Genomic DNA, 26,364 nt, shown 5'->3' on the forward strand with positions numbered 1-26,364 from the left:
TCCCTGATGCGGTGCGCGCCGGCGCGTTCAGGATGGAATCGACGACCCGCACACCCCCGAGGAGACGGGCAGACGCGATGACGACCTACGTGTACGACTTCAGCGAGGGCAGCCGGGAGATGGCCGGGCTGCTCGGCGGGAAGGGCGCGAACCTCGCCGAGATGAGCCGCATGGGACTGCCCGTACCGCCGGGCTTCACCGTCACCACCGAGGCCTGCCGCGTCTTCCTCGCCACCGGTGCGCCGCCGGAGGAACTCGACGGTCAGATCGCCCGGCACTTGGCGGCTCTGGAGCGTGCGACGGGCAAGCGGCTCGGGCAGGTCGACGACCCGCTGCTGCTGTCCGTACGGTCCGGGGCCCGGTTCTCGATGCCCGGGATGATGGACACGATCCTCGACATCGGGCTGAACGACTTGGCGGTCCTCGGGCTCGGCAAGACGCCCGAGCGCGAGCGATTCGCCTGGGACTCGTACCGGCGGCTCGTGCAGATGTTCGGCAGTACCGTCATGGCGGCGGACGGCGCGCTGTTCGAGAAACTGATCGGCGCTCTGGAGCGGCAGCACAAGGCCGCCGACGACAGCCGGCTCGACACCGTGGACCTGATCCGGCTGGTCGAGTGCTTCAAGGACATCATTGCGGAACAGACCGGTGAGGAGTTCCCCCAGGACCCGGCCGAACAGCTGAAGCGCGCCGTCCTGGCCGTCTTCTCCTCCTGGAACAGTGAGCGGGCCCGGATCTACCGCCGCCGCGAGCACATCCCCGACGACCTGGGCACCGCCGTCACCATCCAGACCATGGTCTTCGGCAACCTGGGGCCCGACTCCGGAAGCGGCGTCGCCTTCACCCGCGACCCGGCCACCGGGCGGCCGGGGGTCTACGGCGACTACCTGCCCAACGCCCAGGGCGAGGACGTCGTCGCCGGCATCCGCAACACCGTGCCGCTACAGCGGCTGGCGGACCTCGACCCCGGCTCGTACAACGAGCTGCGCTCCTGCATGGACCGTCTGGAAGCCCGCTACCGGGACATGTGCGACATCGAGTTCACCATCGAGCGCGGGAAGCTGTGGATGCTCCAGACCCGGGTCGGCAAGCGCACTGCACAGGCCGCCTTCGGGATCGCCGCCCAGCTGGCCGACGAAGGCCTGATCTCCCCGCAGGAGGCGCTGGCCCGGGTCGACGGCGACGCCCTGGTCCACCTGATGTTCCCGCGCTTCGACACCTCGGACCCGGGCGTGGGCGAGGTGGTCGCGCGCGGGGTTCCGGCATCGCCGGGGGCTGCCGTGGGAGCCGTGGTGTTCGACTCGGCCGAGGCGGTCCGCCGGGCCGGGGCCGGCGAAAAGGTGGTCCTCGTGCGCCTGGAAACCAGCCCCAGCGACCTGCCCGGCATGATCGCCGCCCGGGCGGTGGTGACCAGCCGGGGCGGGAAGACCAGCCATGCGGCGGTCGTCGCGAGGGGCATGGGCAAGGTCTGTGTGTGCGGGGTGGAAGGCATCACGGTCGACCTGGAGGAACGGAGCCTCACGACGGCGGACGGGGTGACCGTCACCGAGGGCACGACGGTCTCCGTGGACGGGACGGAGGGCACGGTGCGGCTGGGCGCCGTGCCGCTGGCCGAGTCGGAGGTCATGCGGTACTTCGAGGCCGGCGGACGGGCACCCGACGGCGAAGCTCCGCAGGTCGTCCGCGACGTGCACCGCCTGATGACCCTGGCGGACTCGGAGCGGCGCCTGGAAGTACGGGCCAACGCCGACACCCCGCAGGACGCCGCCCGCGCCCGGCGGTTCGGCGCCCGGGGCATCGGCTTGTGCCGGACGGAACACATGTTCCTCGGCGACCGGCGCCCCCTGGTCGAGGCCATGATCCTGGCCGATACCGATGCCGCACGCGCGGAGGCCCTCGGGGCGCTGCTGCCCCTGCAGCGGGAGGACTTCACCGGCATCCTGGAGGCGATGGACGGGCTGCCGGTCACCGTCCGGCTGCTCGACCCGCCGCTGCACGAGTTCCTGCCCGACCGGACCGAACTCGCCGTCCGGATCGCCCGGGAGGAGACCGCCGGCAGGATCCCCGCCGCACGGGACCGCGAACTGCTGGCGGCCGTGACGCGGATGCACGAGAAGAACCCGATGCTCGGGCTGCGGGGCGTGCGGCTGGGCCTGGTGGTCCCCGGGCTGGTGGCCATGCAGGTGCGGGCCCTCGCCGAGGCCGTCGTCGCCCGCAGGCGAGCCGGCGGCGACCCCCGCGCGGAGATCATGGTCCCGCTCGTGGATGCCGCCGAGGAGCTGCGACTGGTACGGGACGAGGTCGAGGCGGTGCTCGCCTGCGTCGCGAAGGAGAGCGGGGTCGCCCTCGACTGCCCGGTGGGCACGATGATCGAACTGCCCAGAGCGGCGCTGACCGCGGGCCGGATCGCCCGCGAGGCCCACTTCTTCTCCTTCGGGACGAACGATCTGACCCAGACCACGTGGGGCTTCTCGCGCGACGACGCCGAAGCGGCGTTCTTCCCGGCGTACCTGGACCGGGGCGTCTTCGAGCGGTCGCCCTTCGAGACGATCGACCGTGAGGGCGTGGGCCGGCTCGTCGAGATCGCCGTCGCGGAAGGTCGCGCGAGCCGGCCGGATCTGACGACCGGGGTCTGCGGGGAGCACGGCGGGGACCCGGCGTCCGTGCACTTCTTTCATGCGGTGGGGCTGGACTACGTCTCCTGCTCCCCGTTCCGCGTCCCGGTCGCCCGGCTGGAAGCGGGGCGTGCCGCGCTCCCGCCGCCGTCCGGGGACAGCAGCACCTGAGCCGGCCGGTCGCGGGTGGGGCGCAAGGCCCGGCCGGGACCGCACCGCAGGGACCAACGGTCCGGGCGGCCGGGCCCGCCGGCCCCTGCGGCCGCGCTCGCACGGGAGTTGACTGAGCGTAGCGGCGGGGAGACGCCCCGCCTGTTGAAGGGCATGGCCATGACGAACGAAGCGCAGGATTCCCGGGCGTATCTGGTCGGCGGCGGCATCGCCTCGCTGGCCGCGGCGGTGTTCCTCGTACGGGACGCGGGGATGCCCGGCGAGAACATCCGCATCCTGGAGGAACTGCCGAAGGCGGGCGGCGCGCTCGACGGAGGCGGCGCCCCGGGGCCCGGCTACGTCACCCGGGGCGGCCGGATGCTGGAGGACGAGGCGTACGTCTGCCTGTGGAACCTCCTGGAGACGATCCCCACGCTCGGCGACGACGCGGTGTCCGTCCTGCAGGAGACCGAGGAGTTCAACGCCGCCCACGTCTCGCACGCCCACGCCCGGCTGATCGACCACGCCGGGAACATCCTCGACGCCTCCCAGCTGGGCTTCACCACCGCCGACCGCGTGGAGATGGCCCGCCTGCTCGCGCTGCCCGAGTCCGTCATCGGGGCTCGCCGGATCGAGGACTTCTTCTCCCCGCACTTCTTCACCACCAACTTCTGGGCGATGTGGCGCACCACCTTCGCCTTCCAGAACTGGCACAGCGCCATCGAGCTCAAGCGCTACTTCCTGCGCTTCCTCCAGGAACTCCCCCGCATCCACACCCTCGCCGGGGTGCGGCGCACGCGGCTGAACCAGTACGACTCGATCGTGCGGCCGGTGCAGGCGTGGCTGGAGCGACACGGGGTCCGTATCGAACGCGGAGTCCGGGTCACCGACGTGGAGTTCGCCGTCGGCGAGGACGGCGGGCGCCGGGTCGAGCAGATCCTCTTCGAGCGGAACGGCGCCCCGGGGGCGTACGAACTCGGGCCCGAGGACTACGCCTTCATCACCCTCGGCTCGATGACCGCGGACGCCCGCTACGGCGGCGACGACACCGTTCCCGAGCTCGTCCGCGACAAGCGGGACGGCGCCTGGAACCTGTGGGAGACCCTGGCCCGCAAGGCGCCCGACTTCGGCCGGCCCGGCGCCTTCAACGGCAACGTGGACGAGGCCAAGTGGGAGTCGTTCACCCTGACGATGCGCAGCCCGGCCCTGATCAAGCGGATCGAGGAGTTCTCCGGCAACGCCCCCGGCACCGGGGGGCTGATGACGTTCAAGGACTCCCGCTGGCTGATGTCGGTGGTCGTGCCCCACCAGCCGCACTTCGACGGGCAGCCCGCGGGCGTCTACACCCTGTGGGGGTACGCACTGTTCGTGGACGAGCCGGGCGAACGGACCGGCAAGAAGATGTCGGAGGCCACCGGGCAGGAGGTCCTCACCGAGCTGCTCGGCCACCTCGGCTTCGACGACATCGCCGACGAGGTGTGCGCCACCACCACGGTCACCACCGTGATGATGCCCTACATCACCAGCCAGTTCGAGCGGCGCGACCTGCACGACCGGCCGCTGGTGATCCCCCGCGGATCGGCCAGCTTCGCCTTCCTGGGCCAGTTCACCGAGATCCCCGAGGACGTCGTCTTCACCGTCGAGTACTCCGTCCGCGGGGCGATGCACGCGGTGTACGGGCTGCTGGGTGTCGACAAGGAGATCCCGCCCGTCTACCACGCGCTGTCCGACCCGAAGACGGCGCTGCGGGCCCTCAAGGCTGTTTTCGCCTGAGTGACGGCTCCGCACGTCCGAACACCGCCCCCACTCCCAGGACCCGGAGGTCCGCACCATGCCCCACCCGCTGCCCACGCCCCTGTCCGGCCTCGGGCCCCGCTCCCCGTCCCGGACGGTCACCGTCGGCTTCGACGGTTCCGCTGAGAGCCTGGCCGCGGTCGCCTGGGCCGCGGACGAGGCGCGGCGGCGCGGTCTGCCGCTGCGGCTCCTGCACGTGTGGGGCGTGGAACCGGACGTCCACGCACTGCCGGCAGGCCCCGGCGTCCGCCACCACCACAGCGCGGCGGATCCGCGAACGACGGCCGAGCGGGTACGCCGCACCCACCCGGACCTGGAGGTGGTCACGCGGGAGCGGTGCGGTGAGCGGGCCGCGGTGCTGTGCGAGGCTGCGGGGGAGGCCGACCTGCTGGTGCTCGGCTCGCGCAGGCCGGGCGGGCTCACCGGCCTCGTCGTCGGTTCGGTGGCATGGGCCGTGGTCGCCCGTACCCGGCATCCGGTCGTCCTGGCCGGAGGCCCCGAGCCGATGCCGGAGGGTGACGTGGTCCTCGGCCTGGACCTCTCGCACCCGTGCGACGAGGTGCTGGAGTTCGCGTTCTCGCAGGCCTGCCGGCTCGGGGCGCCACTGCGCGTCATACACAGTCCACGTCCCTCCGGCGGCTGCGGCCCCGATGCGGCGGAGGCCGCGGCGGCGATGGCCCCGGGCGCGGCGGCCGCGGCTACGGCGCGGACCCTGGCCCGGGTGATCGACCAGTGGCGGCACGCGTTCCCCGGTCTGCGCGTCACCGGGGAGATCCGCCCCGGCCACCCGGGCCGCCACCTGCTGGAGGCGTCCCGGGCGGCCGTCCTCGTCGTCATCGGCCGCCGTAACCGGGACTCCAGGCTCGGGCCGCACGCCGGAGCCGTGACCCGCACCATGCTGCACCGCTGCCGGACGCCGATGGCGGTCGTCCCGCACGAGTGACTCCCCGCGGCCCCACCGCGTGGTCTCAGGCGATGTCGTCCGGGGGACGGACGTGCACCACGCCCACGACGCCGTCCACCCGCCACACCGCTCGCAGCAGGGAGGAAGTGTCGGTGGAGGGGGACGCGACCTCCTGCAGGGTGACGGCGCCGTCCTTCACCCGGACCCGCAGGGCCGTGCCGGCGGGCGGTGAGAGGTGGGCTCGGACCTCGGCTTCGACATCGGAACGGATCTCGTCGTCGGTTCGCAGGAAGACCCGCAGCAAGTCCCGGCGGGTGGTGATGCCGACAAGTCGGTCCTCCTCGTCGACCACCGGGAGCCGGTCGATGTGCCGACGCTCCATGACGCGGGCCGCCTGGGCCACGCGCTGTTCGGGGTGCACGGTCACCGCGGGCGCCGTCATCAGCCGGCCGGCTGTCAGCCGGCTCGCCAGCCGGCCCGATGAGCCCATCCGCCGGGTGAGGTCGGTACGGGAGACCACGCCCACCACCTTGTCGTCCTCGTCGACCACCGGCAGGCCGCCGATACGGTGCCGGGTCAGGAGCCGTAGCAGCTCCCTCGCGGGGGTGTCCGGGCCCGCCGTGACGACGTCGCCGGTCATCACCTGCCCCACGGTGGGCGCCTTCGCCATGTTCCTCATCTCCAGCGTAGTGGTGTGCGAGAAGGGCCACTCGGCCCCTGGTCCTTCGACGCCGGGGCGGCCTTGCCGAGCGGTCCGGAACGGATGCGCCCGGCCCTGACGTTCACGGGCCGGGCGCTCGGCCGCGGTTCAGCGGTGGGACACGACGACCGTCACCCTCGCGGCGCGGTGCAGGACACCACGCGTGACGGGTCCGACCGACGCAGTCCGAACGCTGTTGCCCGGACGGCCCGCACGCCGTATCCGGCGTCCGACGACCACCATCGAGGCGTCCGCGGAAGCGTCCACGAGGTGGTCGACGGGCCGGCCCACCACGCATTCCGTGCGCACCGGCACGGTGGGGAAGCGCTCGCGCCACAGGCGCAGAACCTCGTCCGCCCCGTTGGCCTCGGCCGCCGCGGACTCCGGAGGGTTTCCGCCGTGGACGACCCGCAATGCCGCCCCGTGGGCCGCGGCAGCCTCGAACGCGTAGCGGATCACCTCGTCGCACGGCCGGGACGCGTCCAGGCCGAGGACGACCTCGCTCTGTGCCGGACATGGCTTCGAGGCCCTTGCGTCCCCCGTGCCGGCCCGGCCGGCGCCGGCGCCCGACACCAGCACGAGGGGTCCCTCTGCCCGTGCCAGCACGGCGCGGACCACGGAGGCCGCCGGGCGGCGGGTGAGCCTGTTCGCCCCGCCGAAGCCCAGCACGAGCAGGTCGGCCCCGCCCGAGGCGGCGCACAGCTCGGCCGCCGGGTGTCCCGGTACGCCCTCGGCGGTGACCTCCAGGCCCGGGTGCGCGGCACGCAATCCCTCGGCCACGGCGTCGAGCCGCTTAGCCACGGCGGCCGGGGTGTGCCCGAACGGGGCCACGGCGGAGTTCCAGACGTGCAGGAGGCGCAGCGGCAGGGCGCGCGATGCCGCTTCTTGGGCGGCCCACTCGACGGCGTCGGTGGCCGCGGCCGAGCCGTCGAGACCGGCAACGACGGTGGATGACATGAGGGCTCCTCCTGAGAGCGAGGGTGCTTGGGACGGGGACGGGGACGGGGACGGGGCGCGGTCGGGCGCGGCTAGAGGGTGTCCGCCGTGGGGCTGATCAGGCCGTAGTGGCCGTCGTAACGGTGGTAGAGCACGCTGCCCCGGCCGGTGGTCCTGTCGCGGAAGAAGACGAAGGGCAGACCGGTGACGTCGAGCCGGGTGACGGCCTGCGTGACGGAGGCGTCCGGCGCCGACGCGCCGCTCACGTCGATCCCGGGGTCCGTCGTGCCCGGCCGCCCGGCCTCGGGCACCGAGGCGAGGCGGTGGCAGCCGGAGGCGGGGTCCCGGTAGACGACGCTGTCGTGGCCTGTGACCGCGTCGGTGAAGAGGAGGAAGTCGTAGTCCATGGCCTCGAGGTCGCAGATCGCGTCCGCGGGCGTCCGAGGCGGCAGGGCGAACGATTTGCCCCGTACGACGCGGCGGGCCTCCGGCGGCAGGTGGTGGCGGTGCGCCCGGCCCGGGCCGTCCTGCCCGGTCTCCCGCGGGGCCGGCGTGGGCGGCCCGGCCGCTCGGTGCCGGGCGAGGACGTGCCCGCGGGCTCGGGCCAGGCGGGTGGCCAGCCGGTCCTGGAGCAGGTCGACCGCCTCCGGCAGGGTGCCTCCGACCGCTCGCGCGCGGATCGTCCGGCCGCGCACCACGATCGTCGCCTGCGCCGAGGCCGTGGGCGGCGCCGCCGGGCGGGCCGCCTGGGTGAGCTTGACCCGGGCCTGGAGCACCGGCTCGCCGACGTGTCCGAGGACGGTGTGCACCTTGCGCTGCGCGTAGGAAACAGCGTCGGCGGGTACGCGGCCCCGCTTCTCCACCAGGATCTCGAGAGCCGGTCCGGACATGAGACGGTTCATGTGGAATCTCCTCCTTGATCACCCCCAGCCTGCGCCCACCGCCCGCCGCCGACCAGGGGCCGACCGGCCTGCCGGACGGGGCCACTGAGGCCCACGGCAGGGACCGTCGTCCCCCGCCGGTGGCGGGGATGCGGTGACAGGCTTCGGACATCGCCCCGGTCCTGCCGGGAAATGGGCGCCGGCGGAACCGAACTGACGATGCGTACGGTGCCGCGCACCCCTTTGGCAGAGGCCGGGCGACCACTAGTCCCCGCACCCCGAGGTACCGACCATGCCCTTCCACGTGGACTCCGAGACCGGCCGGCTGAAGCAGGTCGTCCTGCACAGGCCCGATCTGGAGCTCAAGCGACTCACTCCGACGAACAAGGACGCGCTGCTCTTCGACGACGTCCTCTGGGTCAAGCGGGCCCGGGAGGAGCACGACGCGTTCGCGGACACCCTGCGCGACCGCGGCGTCCAGGTGCACCTCTTCGCGGACCTGCTGACCGAGACCCTGGCCCTGCCCGCAGCCCGCACCCTGGTCCTCGACCGGATCGTCGACGAGCGCGAGTTCGGGCCGCTGGCCGCCGACCGGGTCCACGCCGCCTTCGACGCCATGGACCCGGGCGAGCTGGCGGCCTGCCTGGTCGGCGGGATCACCAAGCGCGAACTGCTGGCACGTACCGGAGCGGTGCCGAGCGTACGGCTGCACACCATGGCGCCGGACGCGTTCGTGCTGGCTCCCCTACCCAACCACCTGTTCACCCGCGACACCTCGTGCTGGGTGTACGACGGCGTGAGCGTCAACCCGATGCGCAAGCGGGCGCGGCGCCGCGAGACCGTCCACTTCGAAGCGATCTACGGCCACCACCCGCTGTTCGAAAAGGGCGAGCACAGGCGGTGGTCGGACGGGCAGGCCGGCTTTCCCGCCACCATCGAGGGCGGCGACGTGCTGGTCATCGGCAACGGCGCCGTGCTGATCGGTATGAGCGAACGCACCACGCCCCAGGCCGTCGAGCAGCTCGCGCTGCGGATGTTCGCCGCGAGATCCGCACGCCGTGTGGTCGCCGTCGACCTGCCCAAGACCCGCAGCTTCATGCACCTGGACACGGTCATGACGATGGTCAGCGCAGACACCTTCACCCGGTACGCCGGCCTCGGGCCGCTGCGCTCCTGCACCATCGAGCCCAGCGACGACGGCCAGGGAGTGAAGATCACCGATCACCTCCCCGAGGAGTTCGACCAGGTGCTGGCCGACGCCCTGGGCCTGGACAAGGTCCGCGTCCTCACGCCCAGCCAGGACATCCGCTCCGCCGAGCGCGAGCAGTGGGACGACGGCTGCAACGTGCTGGCCGTGGAACCCGGCGTGGTCGTCGCCTACGAGCGCAACGTCACCACCAACACGCATCTGCGCACCAACGGCATCGAGGTCATCACCATCCGCGGCAGCGAGCTCGGCCGCGGCCGCGGAGGTCCCCGCTGCATGAGCTGCCCCATCGAACGCGAAGCGGTCTGACCGCACACGCCTGCGGACCCGCGCCCGACCACCCGCGCCCCAGGCCGCAGGCCCGAAACCCGGGTCCGCGCCCCACGACCGAAGGAGCCACCATGCCCGTCGACCTGCGCCACCGCCCCTTCCTCAAGGAACTCGACCTCACTCCCACCGAGTTCCGCCACCTCCTGGAACTGTCCGAACAGCTGAAGGCCGCCCGTGCGGCCGGCGCCGGGCGGCAGCAGCTGCGCGGCAGGAACATCGCCGTCATCTTCGAGAAGACCTCCACCCGCACCCGGTGCGCCTTCGAGGTGGCCGCGCACCAGGAGGGCGCCCACGTCACCTATCTCGAACCCGCGAGTTCCCAGCTCGGCCACAAGGAGTCCATCAAGGACACCGCCCGGGTGCTGGGCCGCTACTACGACGGCATCGAGTACCGGGGCAGCGACCAGCGGCTGGTGGAGGACCTGGCCCGGTACGCCGGGGTCCCGGTGTGGAACGGGCTGACCGACCAGTGGCACCCCACGCAGTCCCTCGCCGACGTGCTCACCATGTGGGAGCACACCGAAAAGCCGCTGGAGCAGGTGTCGTTCGCCTACCTCGGCGACGCCCGCAACAACGTCGGCAACTCGCTTCTGATCACGGCCGCGATGCTCGGCATGGACGTCCGCATGGTCGGCCCCGCCGCACTGTGCAACGCCCCCGAGGTCGTGGCCGAGGCACACAGGGTGGCCGCGTCCACCGGGGCGCGGATCACCCTCACCGAGGACGTGGCCGAGGGGGTGGCCGGAGTCGACTTCGTCTACACCGACGTATGGCTGTCCATGGGGGAGCCCGCCGAATTGTGGGACGAGCGGATCGCGCTGCTGCGGCCGTACCAGGTGACGATGGACGTTCTCAAGGCGACCGGCAACCCGCGGGTGAAGTTCATGCACTGCCTGCCGGCGTTCCACGACAGCGACACCACCGTCGGGGCCGAGATCGCGGCCCGGACCGGCATGACCGCCATGGAGGTCACGGACGAGGTCTTCGAGTCGGTCCACTCGATCGTGTTCGACCAGGCGGAGAACCGGCTGCACACGATCAAGGCGGTCCTCGTCGCCACCCTCACCGACTGAACGCCTTCCGCCCGATCCATGGAGAACCACCCATGCGAGTCGTCATAGCCCTGGGCGGCAACGCCCTTCTGCACCGCAAGGAGCGGCCGGACGCCGCCCCCCAACTGGCCAATGTCCGCAGGGCCGTTGCCGCGCTGGCCCCGCTGGCAGACCGGCATGAACTGGTCATCACGCACGGGAACGGCCCGCAGGTCGGCGTGCTCGCGCTGGAGAGCGCAGCGGACCGCTCGCTGAGCGGCCCGTACCCCTTTGACGTCCTGGGCGCGGAGACCCAGGGCATGATCGGTTACTGGCTGTTGCAGAGCCTGCAGAACGCCCTGCCCGGCCGGCAGGTCTGCACCCTGCTCAACCAGACCCTCGTCTCCGCCGCCGATCCCGCCTTCGCCGACCCCGAGAAGTTCGTCGGCCCCGTCTACGAGCGGGTCGAGGCCGAACGCCTCGCCGCCGAACGTGGCTGGACGGTCAAGCCGGACGGCGCACACTGGAGGCGGGTCGTCCCCTCACCCCGCCCCCAGCGCGTGGTCGAGACCCCCCTGATCCGTCTGCTGCTCGACTCCGGCGCGGTGGCCGTCTGCGCCGGCGGCGGCGGAGTACCGGTGGTCCGCGACGAGCAGGGCCGGCTGGCCGGCGTGGAAGCCGTGGTGGACAAGGACCTCACCGCCGCCCTACTGGCCGAAGCCCTCGACGCCGACGCACTGTTGCTGCTGACCGATGTTCCGTACGTCGAACTCGGCCACGGCACCCCGCAGGCCGAGCCCATCCGGCACACCACCCCCGCCCTGCTGCGCGCGCACCGCTTCCCGGCCGGCTCGATGGGCCCGAAGGTCGAAGCGGTCTGCCTTTTCGTGGAGTTGACCGGCGGCACCGCAGCGATCGGCGCGCTCGAAGACGTCCGGGCCATCCTCGACGGCGCCGCAGGCACCGTCGTCACCCCCAGCGGCCGTCCCCGTCAGGACGGTGCCCTCACACCCCAGGAACAGAGATGACCACCAGCAGCATCCAGCCGGCCGGGAACAAGGTCGCGCCGGCCGGACCCGAGATGGCCGGCTCCGAGACCGACGGCCCCCACGACGCCGGCCCGGGGCCGGACTCCACCGCCGCGCCCTCGGGGGACGGCAGACGGCGCCTGCGCTTCCCCTCCGCCTTCACTGTGCTGGTCGCCGTGACCCTCGCGGTGTGGGCCCTGACCTTCGTCATACCGGCCGGCCGTTACGACACCACCCCGGACGGCGCTCCCGTCCCCGGTACCTACCACGCGGTTGAGCGGACCACGGACTTCCTCGACCGGCTGAAGGACCTGTTCCTGTCCCCCGTCAACGGCCTGTACGGGGTCACCGACTCCAAGACCGGGCTCACCACACCGGGTGCCGACGGGTCGTTCGCGGGCGCCGCCGGAGTCTTCCTGTTCATCCTGGCCGTGGGCGCGTTCATCACCGTGACCATGCGCACGGGCGCGCTCACCCTGGGCGTGGCCCGCCTCGCGCACCGGCTGCACAGCCACCGGACACTGCTGCTCGTGGTCCTCCTGGCGGTGTTCTCACTGGGCGGCACCACGTACGGGATGGCGGAGGAGACGCTCGGTTTCTACGGGCTGATGATCCCGCTGATGCTCACCCTCGGCTACGACCGCATGGTGGCGGCGACCGTGATCATGGTGGGAGCCGGGGTCGGCACGCTGGCGTCCACCGTCAACCCCTTCGCCACCGGGGTCGCGTCGGACAGTGCGGGCATCGGCACGGGGGACGGCATCCTGCTGCGGCTGGCCATGTGGGCGTGCCTGACGGCGATCGCGGCAGCGTACGTGGTCCGCTACGCGGGACGCGTCCTGGCCGATCCCTCGTGCTCACTGACCCCGGCCACCGACGAGGACCGCGCCATCGCGGGGCAGGGTGAGGAGGCCGACGCTCTCACCGGCCGGCAGCGGGCCGTCCTCGGAGTCTTCGCGGGAACGTTCCTGTTCATGATCTTCGCGGTCGTCCCATGGGCGGACCTGGGCGTCACCTTCCTGCCGACGCTGGGCTGGTACTTCCCCGAGCTGGCGGCCCTGTTCATCGTCGCGGCCGTCACGGCCGGCCTGATCGGCGGCGTGGGAGAGCAGGGCACGGCGGAGGCGATCACCCGGGGGGCCGGGGACTTCGTCGGCGCGGCCATGATCGTCATGCTGGCCCGCGGGGTGACCGTGATCATGAACAACGCCGCCGTCACCGACACCATCCTCGACGGCCTGCACAGCGCCGTGTCGGGAACGTCCCACGGGGTCTTCGCCGTGCTGGTGTTCCTGGTCAACATCCCACTGGCGTTCTTCGTCCCGTCCTCCTCCGGCCACGCAGCCCTCGCCATGCCGATCCTGGCCCCGCTCGCCGACTTCGCGGGCGTCAGCCGGTCCCTGGTGGTCACGGCGTACCAGTCGGCCTCGGGCTGGGTGAACCTGATCACGCCGACGTCGGCCGTCGTCATGGGCGGCCTGGCCCTGGCCAGGATTCGCTACGACCGCTACCTCCGCTTCATCGCCCCCTTGATGGGCATCCTGCTCCTGGCGGTCGGCGGCTTCCTGGTCCTGGGTGCGACGCTCGGCTGACCCCGCACCGGCACCCACGGCAGCCCCGCGCCCACGCGGCGCTGCCGCGACCTCCACGCCGACCGGTCGCAACCGAAGAACGACTCCCCCTTTCTGGTGCCCGGAAATCCGAGTGAATGTCCGACCGCCCGCCTCCGTGTCCGAAGTGCTCCAGTGAGGACACACCTACGAGATGAACGCTCTGAAGGGGCTGCCCGAGCCGGTGGTCACCACAGAGCCATCCGGTCGCGTAGAAGTGTGCAGGTGGCCGACTCATGCGGTTCTTCTCCCGGACGCATGAGCTGGCTGATCGCACCGAGGACCAGGCACGATTCCTGGACCGTTCGAGGACGCGGTCGTGGACGGTCCGAGAACACGTCAGCCCACCCGGAGACCGACCGCCAGCGTCAGTTCGAGAACCCGGTGCGGCGACCCGAGATCCGGAAACAGCTCCCGCAGCTGAGACATCCGGTACCGGACCGTCTGGGGGTGGACGAACAGCGCCGCCGCCACCTCGTCCCGCCTGCCCTGGTGCAGCAGCCACGCCCGCAACGTCTCCTCGAGCCGCCGCGCGGTCGCGGCCGGCAAAGTCCGCAACGGTGCGAGGGCTCGGGCACGCAGGTCGGCGTACGCGTCCGCGTCGGCGCTCAGTACCAGCTCGGGCAGGTGGTCCTCGGTGTCGCGGATGTCGCAGGAGAGGGAGCGCGCGCGTACGGCTCGTGCGTACGAGGCGGACGCACGCGTCCACGGCCGGGCCGGGCCGACCACGGCGGTGCGGTCGGGCAGCTGCCTCAGGAGATGTGCCCGGTCGGCATCGGGGACGAGCAGGATGCCGGAGGCGTCCGGCAGATCGTCGAGGACGAGGGTGCCCGGGTCGAGCGCGCGGTAGGCCGGCCGCGCCTGGGCGGCGGGCAGCAGGACTGCGGTCAGCGAAACCGGCGGCTGCCACCCGGCCCGCCCGGCAGCGGCAAGGAGCACGTCCGGGCTCGCGCCGGCGAGGAGGTCGCGGGCCAGTTGCTCCAGGTGGCGCTCGTGGGCCCGGCCCCGCGCGGCCAGCTCGTCGGCGTGGCCCGCGGCGCTCGCGGCGGAGAGCTCGTCGATGTAGGCGAAGGTCAGCTCGGCGAACTTGGCGACCTCGGCGGCGGGCAGACCAGCGGGTACGGCACCTGCGGCCAGGCCTCGCCAGGCCACGCGGGCGCCGACCCGGTAGGCGCTGAGCAAGGCGTCCATCGAACGGCCGTCGCGGACCTCGCCGCGGCCCAGCTCGTAGGCCGCTTCGCCGGCGTCGACGCCCGTGGCGTTCCCGCTCGCGAGGTCGAGGTAGAGGCTCAGGGCGGTGCGGACGGCTCGGCGGATGGTGACGCCCATGCGGCCCGAAAGGGCGTTGGCGTAGGGCGGGACCTCGTCGATGATCGCCTGGACGACCTCGTCGGCGGTGGTCCTGAGCGCGGCCCGAAGCGCGGTGACCGTCGTCTCATCCAGGACCAGTTCGCTGGCCCTCCGGACTGCATGGCTCACGTTCTTGTTCCCTGCGAACAATTCAACCGATCAGATTCACGTCCTGCGGACAGGACTTTACCCCCTGAAGCACATCAAGCTGGGGTCATGACGAGTGCAGCCCTCCGCAGTAGGGCGTGGAAACTGCTGGAGATGGTCACGACGCCCCTGCTGCCGTCGGACTACCTCGACCTGGTCAGCCCGCTGCGCGCGGGCGGCGACCTGCGGGGGCGCATCGAGGCCGTACACCCCGAGACGGGTGACGCCGCGACCATCGTGATCAGGCCGGGACGGGGCTGGCGCGGCCACACGGCCGGTCAGTACGTGCGGATCGGGGTCGACGTCGACGGGGTGCGCCTGTGGCGTGCCTACTCGGTCACCTCGCCGACGAACCGCCGGGACGGCCGGATCACGATCACCGTGAAGGCGATCCCGGACGGCAAGGTCAGCAACCACCTGGTCCGCAGGGCGCAACCGGGCACGCTGATCCAGCTCGACCAGGCGACCGGTGACTTCGTGCTGCCGGAGGCCAAGCCCGCCAAGGTGCTCTACCTGACGGCCGGCAGCGGCATCACGCCGGTGATGGGCATGCTGCGCGACATCGAGTTCGACGACGTCGTCATGGTCCACTCCGCACCGCAGCCGCACGACGTGATCTTCCGCAACGACCTGCACGACCTGGTCGCGGACAAGAAGCTGCGTCTCACCGAGCTGCACACCGACACGGACGGCATGCTCGACATCGCCCGTCTGGGCGAACTCGTCCCCGACTGGGCCGAGCGCGAGACCTGGGCGTGCGGGCCCGCGGGCCTGCTCGACGCCGCCGAGGACCACTGGACCGAGCACGGCGTCCCAGAGCGCCTGCACACCGAACGCTTCCGCCCCGCCGTCGTCGTCACCGGCGACGGTGGCGAGGTCACGTTCGGTACCACCGGCAAGACCGTCGACGCGGACGGCGCCACGCCGTTGCTGGACATCGGCGAGGAGGCCGGCGTGCTCATGCCGTCCGGGTGCCGCATGGGCATCTGCTTCGGCTGCGTCACGCCGCTCACGGCGGGCGCCGTCCGCGACCTGCGCACCGGCGAGATCACCGAGGCCGGGCCGGGCGTCCTCATCCAGACCTGCGTGTCCGCCGCGGCGGGCCCCTGCGACATCGAACGGTAGGAGCACCTTGACCGCCATCGACCCCACCGCCCACCTGACCGCGGAGCAGATCGAGGAGCTCGGCCGCGAGCTGGACGCGATCCGCGAAGAGGTGATCGCCAGCCGAGGCGAGAAGGACGCCGCCTACATCCGCAAGGTCATCTCGGCGCAGCGCAAACTCGAGCTGGTCAGCAGGGGCGTACTGCTGTTCTCGATCTTCCCGCCCGCGTGGGTGGTCGGCACCGCCGGCCTGTCCGTGGCGAAGATCATGGAGAACATGGAGATCGGCCACAACGTCCTGCACGGCCAGTGGGACTGGATGCGGGACCCGAAGATCCACTCCACCACCTGGGACTGGGACCACGTCTCGCCGGCCGACCAGTGGAAGCACTCGCACAACGAGCTGCACCACACGTACACCAACGTGATCGGCAAGGACAACGACCTCGGCTACGGCATCATGCGCGTCGACGAGGACCAGAAGTGGCACCCGTTCCACCTCGGCCAGCCGCTGTGGAACTTCATCAACGCCTGCTTCTTCGAGTACGGCATCGCCGCCTACGACCTGGAACTCGGCAAGAACCTGCACAAGCACCGCCGCAAGAACCCGGAGTTCCGCGCGCGGGCCAGGGCCGTGGGCCGCAAGATCCGCAAGCAGGTGCTCAAGGACTACGTGCTCCACCCGCTCCTTTCGGGCCCGTCGTTCCTCACCACGCTCGCCGCCACGTTCACCGCGAACCTGGTCCGCAACATCTGGACCCACTCGGTGATCATGTGCGGGCACTTCCCCGAGGGCGTGCAGGTCTTCGAGCGCCGGTCGATCAAGGGCGAGACGCGCGGCCAGTGGTACCTGCGCCAGATGATGGGCTCGGCGAACATCAGCGGCAGCAAGGCCATGCACTTCATGACCGGCAACCTGTCGCACCAGATCGAGCACCACCTGTTCCCGGACCTGCCGAGCAACCGGTACGCCGAGGTCGCGGTGAAGGTGCGCGCCTTGTTCGAGAAGTACGAGCTGGAGTACGTCACCGGGCCGCTGCCCAAGCAGGTGTTCTCCGCGTGGCGCAAGGTCTTCCGGCTCTCGCTGCCGAACAAGAAGCCCAAGGTCAAGACGCCGGACCGCGAGAAGAAGCTCGTCGCGGCCTGACTCCCGGTACTGGTTCGGCCGCTTCGGCCGTACCGACGGCACCGCCGGTTTGTGCGACATCCCGCGAGCTCTCGACGCAGCAGCGCAGGTCCTTGTCGCCAGCACGAGCGGGCGGGTCAGCCGGCCCGTTCGCTTGAGATGCAATGCTGACTTTTGCTGACTTTGCGGGATAAGTAATGCTCTGACCTGCGGAAACGTCCGTCGATCCAATGGTTCTGGAACTGGATCGGACGGTCACACGATGACATCGCGCAGGCCCGAGAAGACTGGATGAACGGGACGCGATTCGGCGAGGTGAAGGGCTACGACGGCCCTCCGCTTCCTGCCCCGGCGCTGCCGCCAACGCATCTGAAGCTGCGGGGTCGGGTGCGCTGAACTGCCAGTTCGTTCAGGGATTCGCTGGGTGCGGAACTCGCGCCCAGCCTTCCGTTTCCGGTTCGGCGGGAGCGTGCGCCAGGCAGGGTGCGACAACCTCTGGAGGCGGTAGGCGAGTCACATGCGCAGCAGGCCGTAGTCAGCTTCGGCTGGACGGATGCCGACCTTTTGCTGACTTTGCCGACGAGTAGTTGGATTTGGGCGGTCGGCGCGTCACGTGTCATCGCCGGCAAGAGGTCGTGGTGGCAGCCGTGGCCCAGCAAGTCCCCCGCCGCCCTGGACGCGACTGCGATCGAGCCCGTACCTCTCGGACGTACCGGGCGTCGCGAAGGCGTGTTCCTGCGCGGGCGGGTGAGAGCGTGGGTCGGCGCCGTGGTCCTTGCCGCGCAAGGGATTCACGATCCGGGCGCGGCGATGGTCTCTTCGTCGGTCAGGCGGGCCCGCCAGCCGCTCACGTGGTCGTCTGGCATGGACGCCAGACGGGCTATCTCCGCGTCGCTCCGCCCGTCGGACCAGGCCAGGATCCGTGTCACGGTGCGGTTCCGTGCGGCGCGGAAGTCCTTGAGCATGTTCTCAAGGCGTTCGACTTCCTCGGCTTCGCGGACGAGCTGCAGATCGACGGCGGAGCGTTCCTCGGCGCGCAGCCGCTGCAGGTAGGAGTTCAGGCCTGTCAGGACCAGCCCCTCCTCGTGCGCGGCGTTCTGGAATCCCTCGGCCAGACCCGCCAGCACGCAGTCGGACACGTCGGCGAGCGTGGCACCGAGGGGCTTGGCCGCCTCCCAGGTGCCTCTGCCCGCCTCTGTCATCTCCAGCCAGACGCGGGCGTCCGTCGGCGTACGGTCGCCGCACGCCTGGGCTCGGTAGGAGTACAGGGCGGCACGGTGGCCGTAGAAAGTGAAACCGTCCTCGAGCCGGCGGTCGCCGGCGCGGCACATCCGCCCCGGTACACCGCCATAGCCGGTGTCAGGACGGTAGTCGGCGTAAGCGTCGAGTTCCGCGTCCGTGGCCACTGCCCAGGAGGGGTCGCACAGGTCGGGGTTCATGGCGAGGAACGCGGCGACCTCTACGCGCCAGGCAGGGGTCGGTGTCGTGCGCAGCCTGGGCGAGATGAGCCTTCCGGAGGGATCGAAGGGGTGGGTCGCGGCCCGTGCGATGTCGTCCCAGGCGGTGGCGGCCTCAGCCGACCATTCCAGTTCACCGTCCGGCCCGATCCGGTGGAACGAGTCCACGAGCCGCTGCACGCCGGGCAGGATGCGCAGCGCGAGTTCGTGCAGCTCTTCGGCGGTGAAGAAGCGCCAGGAGCAGCCGCGCAGTTCGTCATGGGTGAGGTGGTCCAGCAGCTGCACCACGATTCCAGGAGCCGGGACGGTGCCGTCGCCGAGCGCCTCGCGGGGAAGGCCGGGGAGCTGGCCGGCGAGGTCCTCAGCCGGGGTCCGCCAGTCGGTGTCGCCGAACCAGACGGCGCCGTCGCGCGCGTCCACTGCCAGCCACTGGCGGTAGCCCGCTCCCGGGCCGTAGCGCTGTTCCTGCTGCTCGGCGTGTTCGTCGTGCCATACGTACTCGGCCGGAGGCGGGTCCAGCTCCACGGCCATGAAGGCGTCGTCGGGGCGGTAGCCGGGGAGGACGCGGGCCGTTCTCGGCGTGCTGTCGGCGGCGGTCATGAGGGGTTTCCTCTCGATGGATTCGCCGCAAACGTAGTGCGCACGCCACAGGATAGTTTAACTTTCAGCCATTGTGACCGGTGGTCGATCCTGCCGGAGATCCTGACGTGGCGGTGAGGTCTACGCGCGTCCGACCGGCACCAAGTTTGGCCGTATTGCGCATGGCCTCCACGAGCCAGGCGGCGCGCGGGCCGGCGTGCCGATGGGGGTGGAGCCGTGCGCCGCGCGGGGTGTCGATTGCGCGGGTGGTGCACGGTCCAGCCGGCTCCTGCCGCTTCCACGGCGAACGCCGGTCCGACGGTTCTGGTCGCCGGACGGAAGGCGCGCATGGTGCGAAGTTCGCGGGGCCGGGCTTTCCCGGCACGGATGTCTTGACACCTTCTGGCGCAGGCCTCAGGATCGCAGCGTGAACCTGTCAGACAGCCAGACAGGTGGCTCGGGGCCGCGGCGCGTCAGCGCGATGGAAGCGGTCTTCGGCCACCTGCGCAGCGCCATCGAGCGCGGTGAGTACGCAGTGGGTGACAAGCTTCCCTCCGAAGCGGAGTTGTGCCGGACCCTGGAGGTCAGCCGGCCTGTGCTGCGGGAAGCTCTCAGGGCCCTGCAGGCGATGGGCCTGACCGTCTCCAAGACCGGCAAGGGCACGTTCGTCCTGGCCAACACGGTCGAGGACCCCACCTTCGGCGACTACGCCGCCAGCGACTTGTTGGAGGTGCGCCGGCACGTCGAGATCCCGGTCGCCGGGTACGCCGCACTGCGCCGCACCCCCGAGGACCTGGACCATCTGAGCCATCTGCTGGACCGGATGGAGCAGGAGACCGACACCACCGCGTGGGTGGCGATGGACACCGTCTTCCACCTGGCGGTGGCCGAGGCCTCCCGCAACCCCGTATTCCGCCGCGTCATCGAGGAGATCCGCGACGCACTGGCGCGTCAGTCGACCTTCCTCAACGAACTGGGCGGCCGGCGCGAGCAGTCCAACTGCGAGCACCGGGCGATCCTGGAGGCGCTGGCCGACGGCAGCGAGCACGACGCGGTGGAGGCCATGTCCCACCACCTGCTCCGGGTCGAGACGACCCTCACCGACATCGTGCGCCCCCAGCGCACAACCGCCCCTACGGAAGGCAGCCCCGAGGCGTGAGCGAGCAGTTCCTCAAAGACGAGAAGCGCCCCACGACCCGTCACGTCGACGCCGGGGACACCGGCTACAGCAAGTCCTTGAAACCCCGGCACGTCAATATGATCGCCATCGGAGGTGCGATAGGCACCGGGCTCTTCCTCGGCGCGGGCGGACGCCTCGCCGACGCCGGGCCCTCGCTGTTCATCGCCTACGCCGTCTGCGGGATCTTCGCGTTCCTCGTCGTGCGCGCGCTCGGCGAGCTCGTCCTGTACCGGCCGTCCTCCGGCGCCTTCGTCTCCTACGCCCGGGAGTTCCTCGGGGAGAAGGGTGCGTACACCGCGGGCTGGATGTACTTCCTCAACTGGGCGACCACCGGCATCGCCGACATCACCGCCGTCGCCACGTACACCCACTACTGGCACCTGTTCTCCGATGTCCCCCAGTGGGTGATCGCCCTCATAGCCCTGGCCGTGGTCCTCACCGTGAACCTCATCTCGGTGCGGATCTTCGGCGAACTGGAGTTCTGGTTCGCCATCGTCAAGGTCAGTGCCCTGGTCGTCTTCATGGGGATCGGAATCTTCCTCCTGGCCACCCGGCACCCCGTCGACGGCGCCGTCCCGGGGCCGGCCCTGATCACCGGCAACGGCGGGATCTTCCCCAACGGCCTGCTTCCCATGCTGCTGATCATCCAGGGCGTCGTCTTCGCCTACGCCTCCGTCGAGCTGGTCGGCGTCACGGCCGGTGAGACCGAGAACCCCGAGGAGATCATGCCCAAGGCGATCAACTCGATCATGTGGCGGGTGGGCCTCTTCTACGTCGGCTCGGTCGTCCTGCTGTCGATGCTGATGCCCTGGAACAGCTACAGCGCCGGCCAGAGCCCGTTCGTGACCGTGCTCTCCCACATCGGCGTTCCGGCGGCCGGCGACGTGATGAACCTGGTCGTCCTCACCGCGGCCATGTCCTCGCTCAACTCCGGCCTCTACTCCACCGGCCGCATCCTTCGCTCGATGGCCGTCAACGGCTCCGCCCCGCGCTTCACCGCCCGGCTGAGCCGCACCCAGGTGCCCTACGGCGGCATCCTGCTCACCAGCGGCATGTGCGTCCTCGGCGTCGGGCTCAACTTCGTGGTCCCGGCGGCCGCGTTCGAGATCGTGCTCAACCTCGCGGCCATCGGCATCCTCGCCACCTGGGGCATGATCATGGTTTGCCACCTCCTCTTCTGGCGCAAGACCCGTGACGGCGAACTGCCCCGCCCCGCCTACCGCCTGCCCGGCTCTCCCTGGACCGAACTCGTGACGCTGGCCTTCCTCGCCTCCGTCCTGGTCCTCATGTACGCCGACGGAGGGGCCGCACGCACCACCGTGCTCTGCGTGCCGCTGATCGCCGCGGCGCTGGTCGCCGGCTGGTACGCGGTCCGCGGCCGCGTGGCGCAGGCCGCCGCCACCAACGACGGCTGAGCCGGAGGCCGACCCCGCCCACCCCCCCAGGGCCGGGCCCGCCGCCTGCCACCGGTCCGAAGAACCCACCACCGAACGAGGCAGTGATGCGCAGCAGTCTCCTCGCGGACGCCCCTGCGATCCGCGAACCCCGACACGCACCGGTCGCCCACGTCACCCGGGGTGGCGTGGTCGAGGGAATCCACTACGGCTCCGTCGTCGTCCTCGACCGCGACGGCGGTGTCCGGTCGAGCATCGGCGACATCGAGGCCGCCTGCTACCCGCGCTCAGCGCTCAAGCCCGTCCAGGCCGTCGCGATGGTGCGGGCCGGGCTGCCCCTCGACGGCGCCCTCCTCTCCCTCGCGATGGGCAGCCACTCCGGGGAGGAGCGCCACCTCACCGGCACCCGGCTGATCCTCGAACTGGCCGGCGTCACCGAGGACGACCTGCGCAACGTTCCTGACCTGCCGTACGCCCCGCGGGTACGGGACACCTGGGTGCGGGAGGGCCGCGGGCCCTCCCCGCTCGCCCAGAACTGCTCCGGCAAACACGCGGCGATGCTGTACCTGTGCAAGCTGTCCGGCTGGCCCCTGGAGACCTACCTCGACCCGGCCCACCCGCTCCAGAGGGCGATCTCCGAGGCCGTGGAGGAACTCACCGGCCAGCGCATCGCGAACGTCACCGTCGACGGCTGCGGATCCCCACTGTTCTCGGTGTCCCTGCACGGCCTCGCCCGCGCCACCGCCAGGATCGCCACGGCCGCTCCGGACACCGCCGAGCGCCGGGTCGCGGACGCGCTGCGCGTCCACCCGGAGATGGCCTCGGGCACCGGGCGTGACACGGCCGAACTGATGCGCGCCGTGCCCGGGCTGCTGGCCAAGGACGGCTTCGAGGGCGTCCAGGTCGCCGCACTGCCCGACGGCCGGGCCATCGCAGTGAAGATCGCCGACGGGGCGGACCGGGCGCGCATCCCGGTGGCGGCCGCCGCCCTCGCCCTTGCCGGGGTCGACCCCCGGCTGCTCGCCGGTTTCGCGGGCGAGCCGATGACGGGCGCCGGCCGGCCGGTCGGCCGCATCCGGCCGGTGGCGACGCTGGACCCGAGCTCCGTGCCCGTCCCCACCTGACCTGACCAGCTCCAGACCCCTGACCCCACCCACTCCAAAAGAGGACCGCACGACCATGACCGCCGCCACCCGCAGCGAACACGACCTGCTCGGAGACCGCGAGGTCCCCGTGGACGCCTACTGGGGCGTCCACACCCTGCGCGCCACGGAGAACTTCCCCATCACGGGCACACCCATCTCTGCCTACCCGCACCTGGTCGACGCCCTCGCCGCCGTGAAGGAGGCCGCCGCCCTCGCCAACGAGGAACTCGGCCTGCTGGAGCCCGCGAAGGCCGCCGCGATCGTCACCGCCTGCCAGGAGATCCGCGGCGGCAAGCTGCACGACCAGTTCGTCGTCGACGTCATCCAGGGCGGCGCCGGCACCTCGACCAACATGAACGCCAACGAGGTCGTCGCCAACCGGGCGTTGGAGCTGCTGGGCCACGCCAGGGGAGAGTACCGGCACCTGCACCCCAACGAGGACGTCAACCTCGGTCAGTCCACCAACGACGTCTACCCCACCGCCGTCCGGATCGCGACCGTCTCTGCGGTGCACGGCCTGCTCGACGCCATGGCCGTCCTCCAGGAGGCCTTCGCCCGCAAGGCCCTCGACTTCCGCGACGTCCTGAAGATGGGCCGCACCCAGCTGCAGGACGCCGTGCCGATGACGCTCGGGCAGGAGTTCTCCGCCTTCGCCGTCATGCTCGACGAGGACCGTAGCCGGCTCGCGGAGGCCCTCGAGCTGATCCACGAGATCAACCTCGGCGCGACCGCGATCGGCACGGGCCTCAACGCCCCCGCCGGATACGCGGAATCGGCCCGCCGCCACCTCGCCGACATCACCGGGATGCCGCTGGTCACCGCGGCCAACCTGGTCGAAGCCACCCAGGACTGCGGCGCGTTCGTCCAGATGTCCGGCGTGCTCAAGCGCATCGCCGTCAAGCTGTCCAAGACCTGCAACGACCTGCGCCTGCTGTCCTCCGGACCGCGCGCGGGCCTCGGCGAGATCAACCTGCCGCCGGTACAGGCGGGTTCGAGCATCATGCCCGGCAAGGTCAACCCGGTGATCCCCGAGGTCGTCAACCAGGTCGCCTTCGAGGTGATCGGCAACGACGTCACCATCACCATGGCCGCCGAGGCGGGGCAGCTCCAGCTCAACGCCTTCGAGCCGGTCATCCTGCACTCGCTGTCGGAGTCCATCACGCACCTGCGCGCGGCCTGCCTCACCCTCGCGGAGCGCTGCGTGGCCGGCATCACCGCCAACACCGAGATGCTGCGCACGACCGTCGAGAACTCCATCGGCCTGGTGACCGCACTGAACCCGCACATCGGGTACACGGCCGCCACTGACATCGCCAAGGAGGCCCTCGCCAGTGGCCGGGGTGTGGCCGAGCTCGTCCTGGAGAGGGGCCTGCTCCCGGCCGAGAGGCTCGCCGCGCTGCTGCGGCCCGAGGTGATCGCGGGAACCGGCGCGGCTGGGGCCTGACGGGACGGCCGCCGCCCGGGCGTCCGTGGGCGCCGGGTCCGCACCGGACCGGTTCCCCGACGGGGTGGATGAGCCGGGGGAATGCCCGGCTCCGTGCCCGTCGGCCGGTGAGCGCTGCCGACGCCGCCGGACCCTCGGTTCCGGCCGTGGCTAGCGGTGGTACGGAGGGTGGGGAGGCGGTGGCGGGATGGTGGCCGTGCCCGGCGCTGTCTCCGGCCAGACCAGCAGGACCGGGCACGGGGCGTGGTCGACGACGAAACGGCTTCTGGGGCCGAGACTGCGTGGTCCGAGGTGGGTGCGGTCGCCGTCGCGGGCGAGGATGAGCAGGTCAGCGCCTTCGGCGGCGGCCACGACCTCGCGTTCGACACGGCCCGAGCGTTCCTTCCGGGTGCACGGGCGCCCCAGCCTCTCGGCCGCACCGGCCAGGAGCCGTTCGCCCGCCGCGGCGGCCAGGTGCTCCACCCGTGTGCCGGGGTCGCGGTCGGGGCGTGCGCGGCCCAGCAGCCCGGCGTAGGCGCCGTGCGCGGCGCCCGGCACCTCGGGGCCGGCCACGTGCAGCAGCACCACGTCGGCACCCTGGGGCGCGTGGGCGCGCGCGGCGTCGACGCAGGCGTGCCAGGTGCCCTCGACGATCCAGACGATGACGGTCACCGTGTTCAGCCTCCGATCGTGTGGAGTGACACCCACAGTGCCACCACCGAGAGCAGCAGGGCGGCCGGCGTGGCCAGCAGGCCGAGCCGGGTGAACTCTCCCAGTTCCACGTCAGTGCCGTGTTCGCGCACGACACGCCGCCACAGCAGCGTGGCCAGGGAGCCGGCGTAGGTGAGGTTCGGGCCGATGTTCACGCCTAGGAGCACGGCCAGGACCGCGCCCGGGCCGGTGGGGGCGGTCAGCGGCAGCAGCACCAGGACGGCGGGCAGGTTGTTGATGATGTTCGCGAGTACGGCCGCCAGTGCTGCGACGGCGAGGAGGGGTGCCAGGCCGGAGCCGGCCGGGATCACGCGGCCCAGTGCGTCCGCGAGGCCGTTGTCCACCACCGCCCGGACCACGACGCCCAGCGCCAGCACGAAGACGCAGAACGGCAGGGCCGCGGCCCGCACGATCGCCACGGGGGTGGTGCGCCGCCGGGCCAGGGCGCGGGCCGCGAGGACGGCCGAACCCGCGGCCGCTGCCCAGGCAGGGTCGATGCCCAGCACCGAGGCCAGCATGAAGCCCGCCAGGGTGCCCGCCACCGTGAGCAGGGCGAACAGCGGAAGTTCGGGCGGCTCGGCGGCGGGCGGGGCGTCGGCGCCCGCGTCCAGGTCGGTGGCGAAGAAGCGCCGGATCACTACGTACTCGGCCCCGATGGCGGCCAGCCAGGGCAGCGCCATCAACGCGGCGAACCGGGTGAAGGTCAGGCCGCTGGCGGCGAATGCCAGCAGGTTGGTCAGGTTGGACACCGGCAGCAGCAGCGAGGCCGTGTTCGACAGGTGGGTGCAGGCGTACACGTGCGGCTTGGCACGGGCGCCCAGCCGGGCAGCGGTGGCGAAGACCACCGGAGTCAGCAGTACCACCGTGGCGTCGAGGCTGAGGACCGCGGTGATGAGGGAGGCCATCACGAACACGAGGACCAGCAGGCGGCGGGGCCGGCCGTCCGCCCGGCGCGCCATCCAGGCGCCGCAGGCGTGGAAGAGGCCCTCGTCGTCGCACAACTGGGCCAGGACCAGGACGGCCGCGAGGAAGCCGATCACCGGGCCCAGCCTGGCGGTCTCGGCCGCGGCGTGGTCGAGGGAGATCGCTCCCGTGGCGATGACCATTCCGGCGGCGGGGACCGCCACGACCGCCTCGGGCCAGCCCCAGGGCCTGATCACCGCGCAGGCCAGGACGGTGAGGAGGAGGACGACGGACAGTGCTTCTGCGAGGGAGGAGTTCAGGGTCGGAGCCTTTCGGGTGCGGTCCCGGCACGGAGGGACGAGTTCGTTGTACAGCTTCACGCACTCCCGCACGCGTACCGTCGCCACCGTGGCCGGCGCGGACGCCGAACACGCGAAGCCCCTTTCCGCGCCGCGCCGCGGCAGGAGCCTGCTCGTCCGGCTCCGGCATCGGCCACTGGACGGGCACGCCGGCCGTCGACCCCTTCGACTCCGGGCACGTGCTGTACGGCACCGGACCGGGGATACGGGGCAGCAAGGACGCGCCGCGGCGGACAGCGGGCGGCCGACCCGCTGGACCGTCCCGGCAAGGGTTTCCAGGAGTCAGCGACTCTCGGACTG

At 71.6% G+C, this 26,364-nt stretch carries 20 protein-coding genes and 1 pseudogene; 14 read left to right on the forward strand and 7 right to left on the reverse strand.

Annotated elements, in window-relative coordinates; all coding sequences use genetic code 11:
* The first annotated feature begins 77 nt into the window (after nucleotides 1-77).
* From ppdK to ABTY04_RS10460, 3 genes are all read left to right on the forward strand, one after another.
* A complete protein-coding gene (gene ppdK, locus ABTY04_RS10450; RefSeq protein ID WP_352212945.1) occupies nucleotides 78-2,786 on the forward strand; it encodes a pyruvate, phosphate dikinase in 2,709 nt (902 codons plus the stop codon).
* Between the two features lie 159 nt (nucleotides 2,787-2,945).
* A complete protein-coding gene (locus ABTY04_RS10455; protein WP_352212946.1) occupies nucleotides 2,946-4,538 on the forward strand; it encodes an oleate hydratase in 1,593 nt (530 codons plus the stop codon).
* Between the two features lie 58 nt (nucleotides 4,539-4,596).
* Nucleotides 4,597-5,502, forward strand: coding sequence for a universal stress protein (locus ABTY04_RS10460; protein ID WP_352212947.1), 906 nt, complete (start codon nucleotides 4,597-4,599; stop codon nucleotides 5,500-5,502).
* 25 nt (nucleotides 5,503-5,527) lie between these two features.
* Here ABTY04_RS10460 and ABTY04_RS10465 read toward each other — a convergent pair whose 3' ends face one another.
* From ABTY04_RS10465 to ABTY04_RS10475, 3 genes are all read right to left on the reverse strand, one after another.
* Nucleotides 5,528-6,133: a CBS domain-containing protein gene (locus ABTY04_RS10465; RefSeq protein WP_352212948.1), complete on the reverse strand. Its 606-nt coding sequence runs from the start codon at nucleotides 6,131-6,133 to the stop codon at nucleotides 5,528-5,530.
* Between the two features lie 138 nt (nucleotides 6,134-6,271).
* Complete coding sequence (locus tag ABTY04_RS10470) at nucleotides 6,272-7,120, reverse strand: universal stress protein (protein WP_352212949.1); 849 nt, start codon at nucleotides 7,118-7,120, stop codon at nucleotides 6,272-6,274.
* A 71-nt stretch (nucleotides 7,121-7,191) separates the two neighbouring features.
* Nucleotides 7,192-8,001 (reverse strand): sigma 54 modulation/S30EA ribosomal C-terminal domain-containing protein, encoded by an 810-nt coding sequence (locus tag ABTY04_RS10475; protein ID WP_352212950.1) that lies wholly within the window; start codon nucleotides 7,999-8,001, stop codon nucleotides 7,192-7,194.
* A 271-nt stretch (nucleotides 8,002-8,272) separates the two neighbouring features.
* On the opposite strand from ABTY04_RS10475, the gene ABTY04_RS10480 reads away from it, so the two are divergent.
* The 4 genes from ABTY04_RS10480 (at nucleotide 8,273) to ABTY04_RS10495 (ending at nucleotide 13,168) form a co-directional block, all read left to right on the forward strand.
* Nucleotides 8,273-9,496 (forward strand): arginine deiminase, encoded by a 1,224-nt coding sequence (locus ABTY04_RS10480; RefSeq protein ID WP_352212951.1) that lies wholly within the window; start codon nucleotides 8,273-8,275, stop codon nucleotides 9,494-9,496.
* A gap of 92 nt (nucleotides 9,497-9,588) precedes the next feature.
* Nucleotides 9,589-10,590: an ornithine carbamoyltransferase gene (gene argF / locus ABTY04_RS10485; protein WP_352212952.1), complete on the forward strand. Its 1,002-nt coding sequence runs from the start codon at nucleotides 9,589-9,591 to the stop codon at nucleotides 10,588-10,590.
* A 32-nt stretch (nucleotides 10,591-10,622) separates the two neighbouring features.
* Complete coding sequence (locus tag ABTY04_RS10490; protein WP_352212953.1) at nucleotides 10,623-11,576, forward strand: carbamate kinase; 954 nt, start codon at nucleotides 10,623-10,625, stop codon at nucleotides 11,574-11,576.
* A gap of 53 nt (nucleotides 11,577-11,629) precedes the next feature.
* Nucleotides 11,630-13,168: a YfcC family protein gene (locus tag ABTY04_RS10495; protein WP_502996608.1), complete on the forward strand. Its 1,539-nt coding sequence runs from the start codon at nucleotides 11,630-11,632 to the stop codon at nucleotides 13,166-13,168.
* Between the two features lie 357 nt (nucleotides 13,169-13,525).
* On the opposite strand, the gene ABTY04_RS10500 is transcribed toward ABTY04_RS10495, so the two are convergent.
* Complete coding sequence (locus ABTY04_RS10500) at nucleotides 13,526-14,665, reverse strand: PucR family transcriptional regulator (RefSeq protein WP_352212955.1); 1,140 nt, start codon at nucleotides 14,663-14,665, stop codon at nucleotides 13,526-13,528.
* A gap of 87 nt (nucleotides 14,666-14,752) precedes the next feature.
* Between ABTY04_RS10500 and ABTY04_RS10505 the strand changes: the two genes are divergently transcribed.
* The 3 genes and pseudogenes from ABTY04_RS10505 to ABTY04_RS10515 form a co-directional block, all read left to right on the forward strand.
* Nucleotides 14,753-15,808, forward strand: coding sequence for a ferredoxin reductase (locus ABTY04_RS10505; protein WP_352212956.1), 1,056 nt, complete (start codon nucleotides 14,753-14,755; stop codon nucleotides 15,806-15,808).
* Nucleotides 15,809-15,815: 7 nt separating this feature from the next.
* Nucleotides 15,816-16,934, forward strand: a complete 1,119-nt coding sequence (locus tag ABTY04_RS10510) for a fatty acid desaturase family protein (protein ID WP_352212957.1) — start codon at nucleotides 15,816-15,818, stop codon at nucleotides 16,932-16,934.
* Nucleotides 16,935-17,147: 213 nt separating this feature from the next.
* A pseudogene (locus ABTY04_RS10515) lies at nucleotides 17,148-17,309 on the forward strand (pirin family protein); the annotation flags it as partial.
* 395 nt (nucleotides 17,310-17,704) lie between these two features.
* Here the strand turns inward: ABTY04_RS10515 and ABTY04_RS10520 are convergent.
* Nucleotides 17,705-18,970: a hypothetical protein gene (locus ABTY04_RS10520; protein WP_352212958.1), complete on the reverse strand. Its 1,266-nt coding sequence runs from the start codon at nucleotides 18,968-18,970 to the stop codon at nucleotides 17,705-17,707.
* Between the two features lie 460 nt (nucleotides 18,971-19,430).
* Here ABTY04_RS10520 and ABTY04_RS10525 point away from each other — a divergent pair, with 460 nt between their 5' ends.
* From ABTY04_RS10525 to aspA, 4 genes are all read left to right on the forward strand, one after another.
* The gene (locus ABTY04_RS10525) at nucleotides 19,431-20,108 is read left to right on the forward strand and encodes a FadR/GntR family transcriptional regulator (RefSeq protein ID WP_352213053.1); all 678 of its coding nucleotides are present in this window, start codon (nucleotides 19,431-19,433) and stop codon (nucleotides 20,106-20,108) included.
* Nucleotides 20,105-21,544 (forward strand): amino acid permease, encoded by a 1,440-nt coding sequence (locus ABTY04_RS10530; RefSeq protein ID WP_352212959.1) that lies wholly within the window; start codon nucleotides 20,105-20,107, stop codon nucleotides 21,542-21,544. Before ABTY04_RS10525 ends, ABTY04_RS10530 begins: the two co-directional genes overlap by 4 nt.
* A gap of 86 nt (nucleotides 21,545-21,630) precedes the next feature.
* Nucleotides 21,631-22,647: an asparaginase gene (locus tag ABTY04_RS10535; protein ID WP_352212960.1), complete on the forward strand. Its 1,017-nt coding sequence runs from the start codon at nucleotides 21,631-21,633 to the stop codon at nucleotides 22,645-22,647.
* Nucleotides 22,648-22,702: 55 nt separating this feature from the next.
* Nucleotides 22,703-24,112 carry an aspartate ammonia-lyase gene (gene aspA, locus ABTY04_RS10540; protein ID WP_352212961.1) on the forward strand — a complete coding sequence of 470 codons (1,410 nt, stop codon included), beginning with the start codon at nucleotides 22,703-22,705 and terminating at the stop codon, nucleotides 24,110-24,112.
* A gap of 150 nt (nucleotides 24,113-24,262) precedes the next feature.
* Here the strand turns inward: aspA and ABTY04_RS10545 are convergent, their stop codons facing one another.
* Nucleotides 24,263-24,763 carry a universal stress protein gene (locus ABTY04_RS10545; RefSeq protein ID WP_352212962.1) on the reverse strand — a complete coding sequence of 167 codons (501 nt, stop codon included), beginning with the start codon at nucleotides 24,761-24,763 and terminating at the stop codon, nucleotides 24,263-24,265.
* A gap of 5 nt (nucleotides 24,764-24,768) precedes the next feature.
* Nucleotides 24,769-26,025, reverse strand: a complete 1,257-nt coding sequence (locus ABTY04_RS10550; protein WP_352213054.1) for an SLC13 family permease — start codon at nucleotides 26,023-26,025, stop codon at nucleotides 24,769-24,771.
* Nucleotides 26,026-26,364: the final 339 nt, after the last annotated feature.

It is taken from the genome of Streptomyces sp. NPDC097981, from assembly GCF_040302565.1.
Lineage (GTDB): Bacteria > Actinomycetota > Actinomycetes > Streptomycetales > Streptomycetaceae > Streptomyces.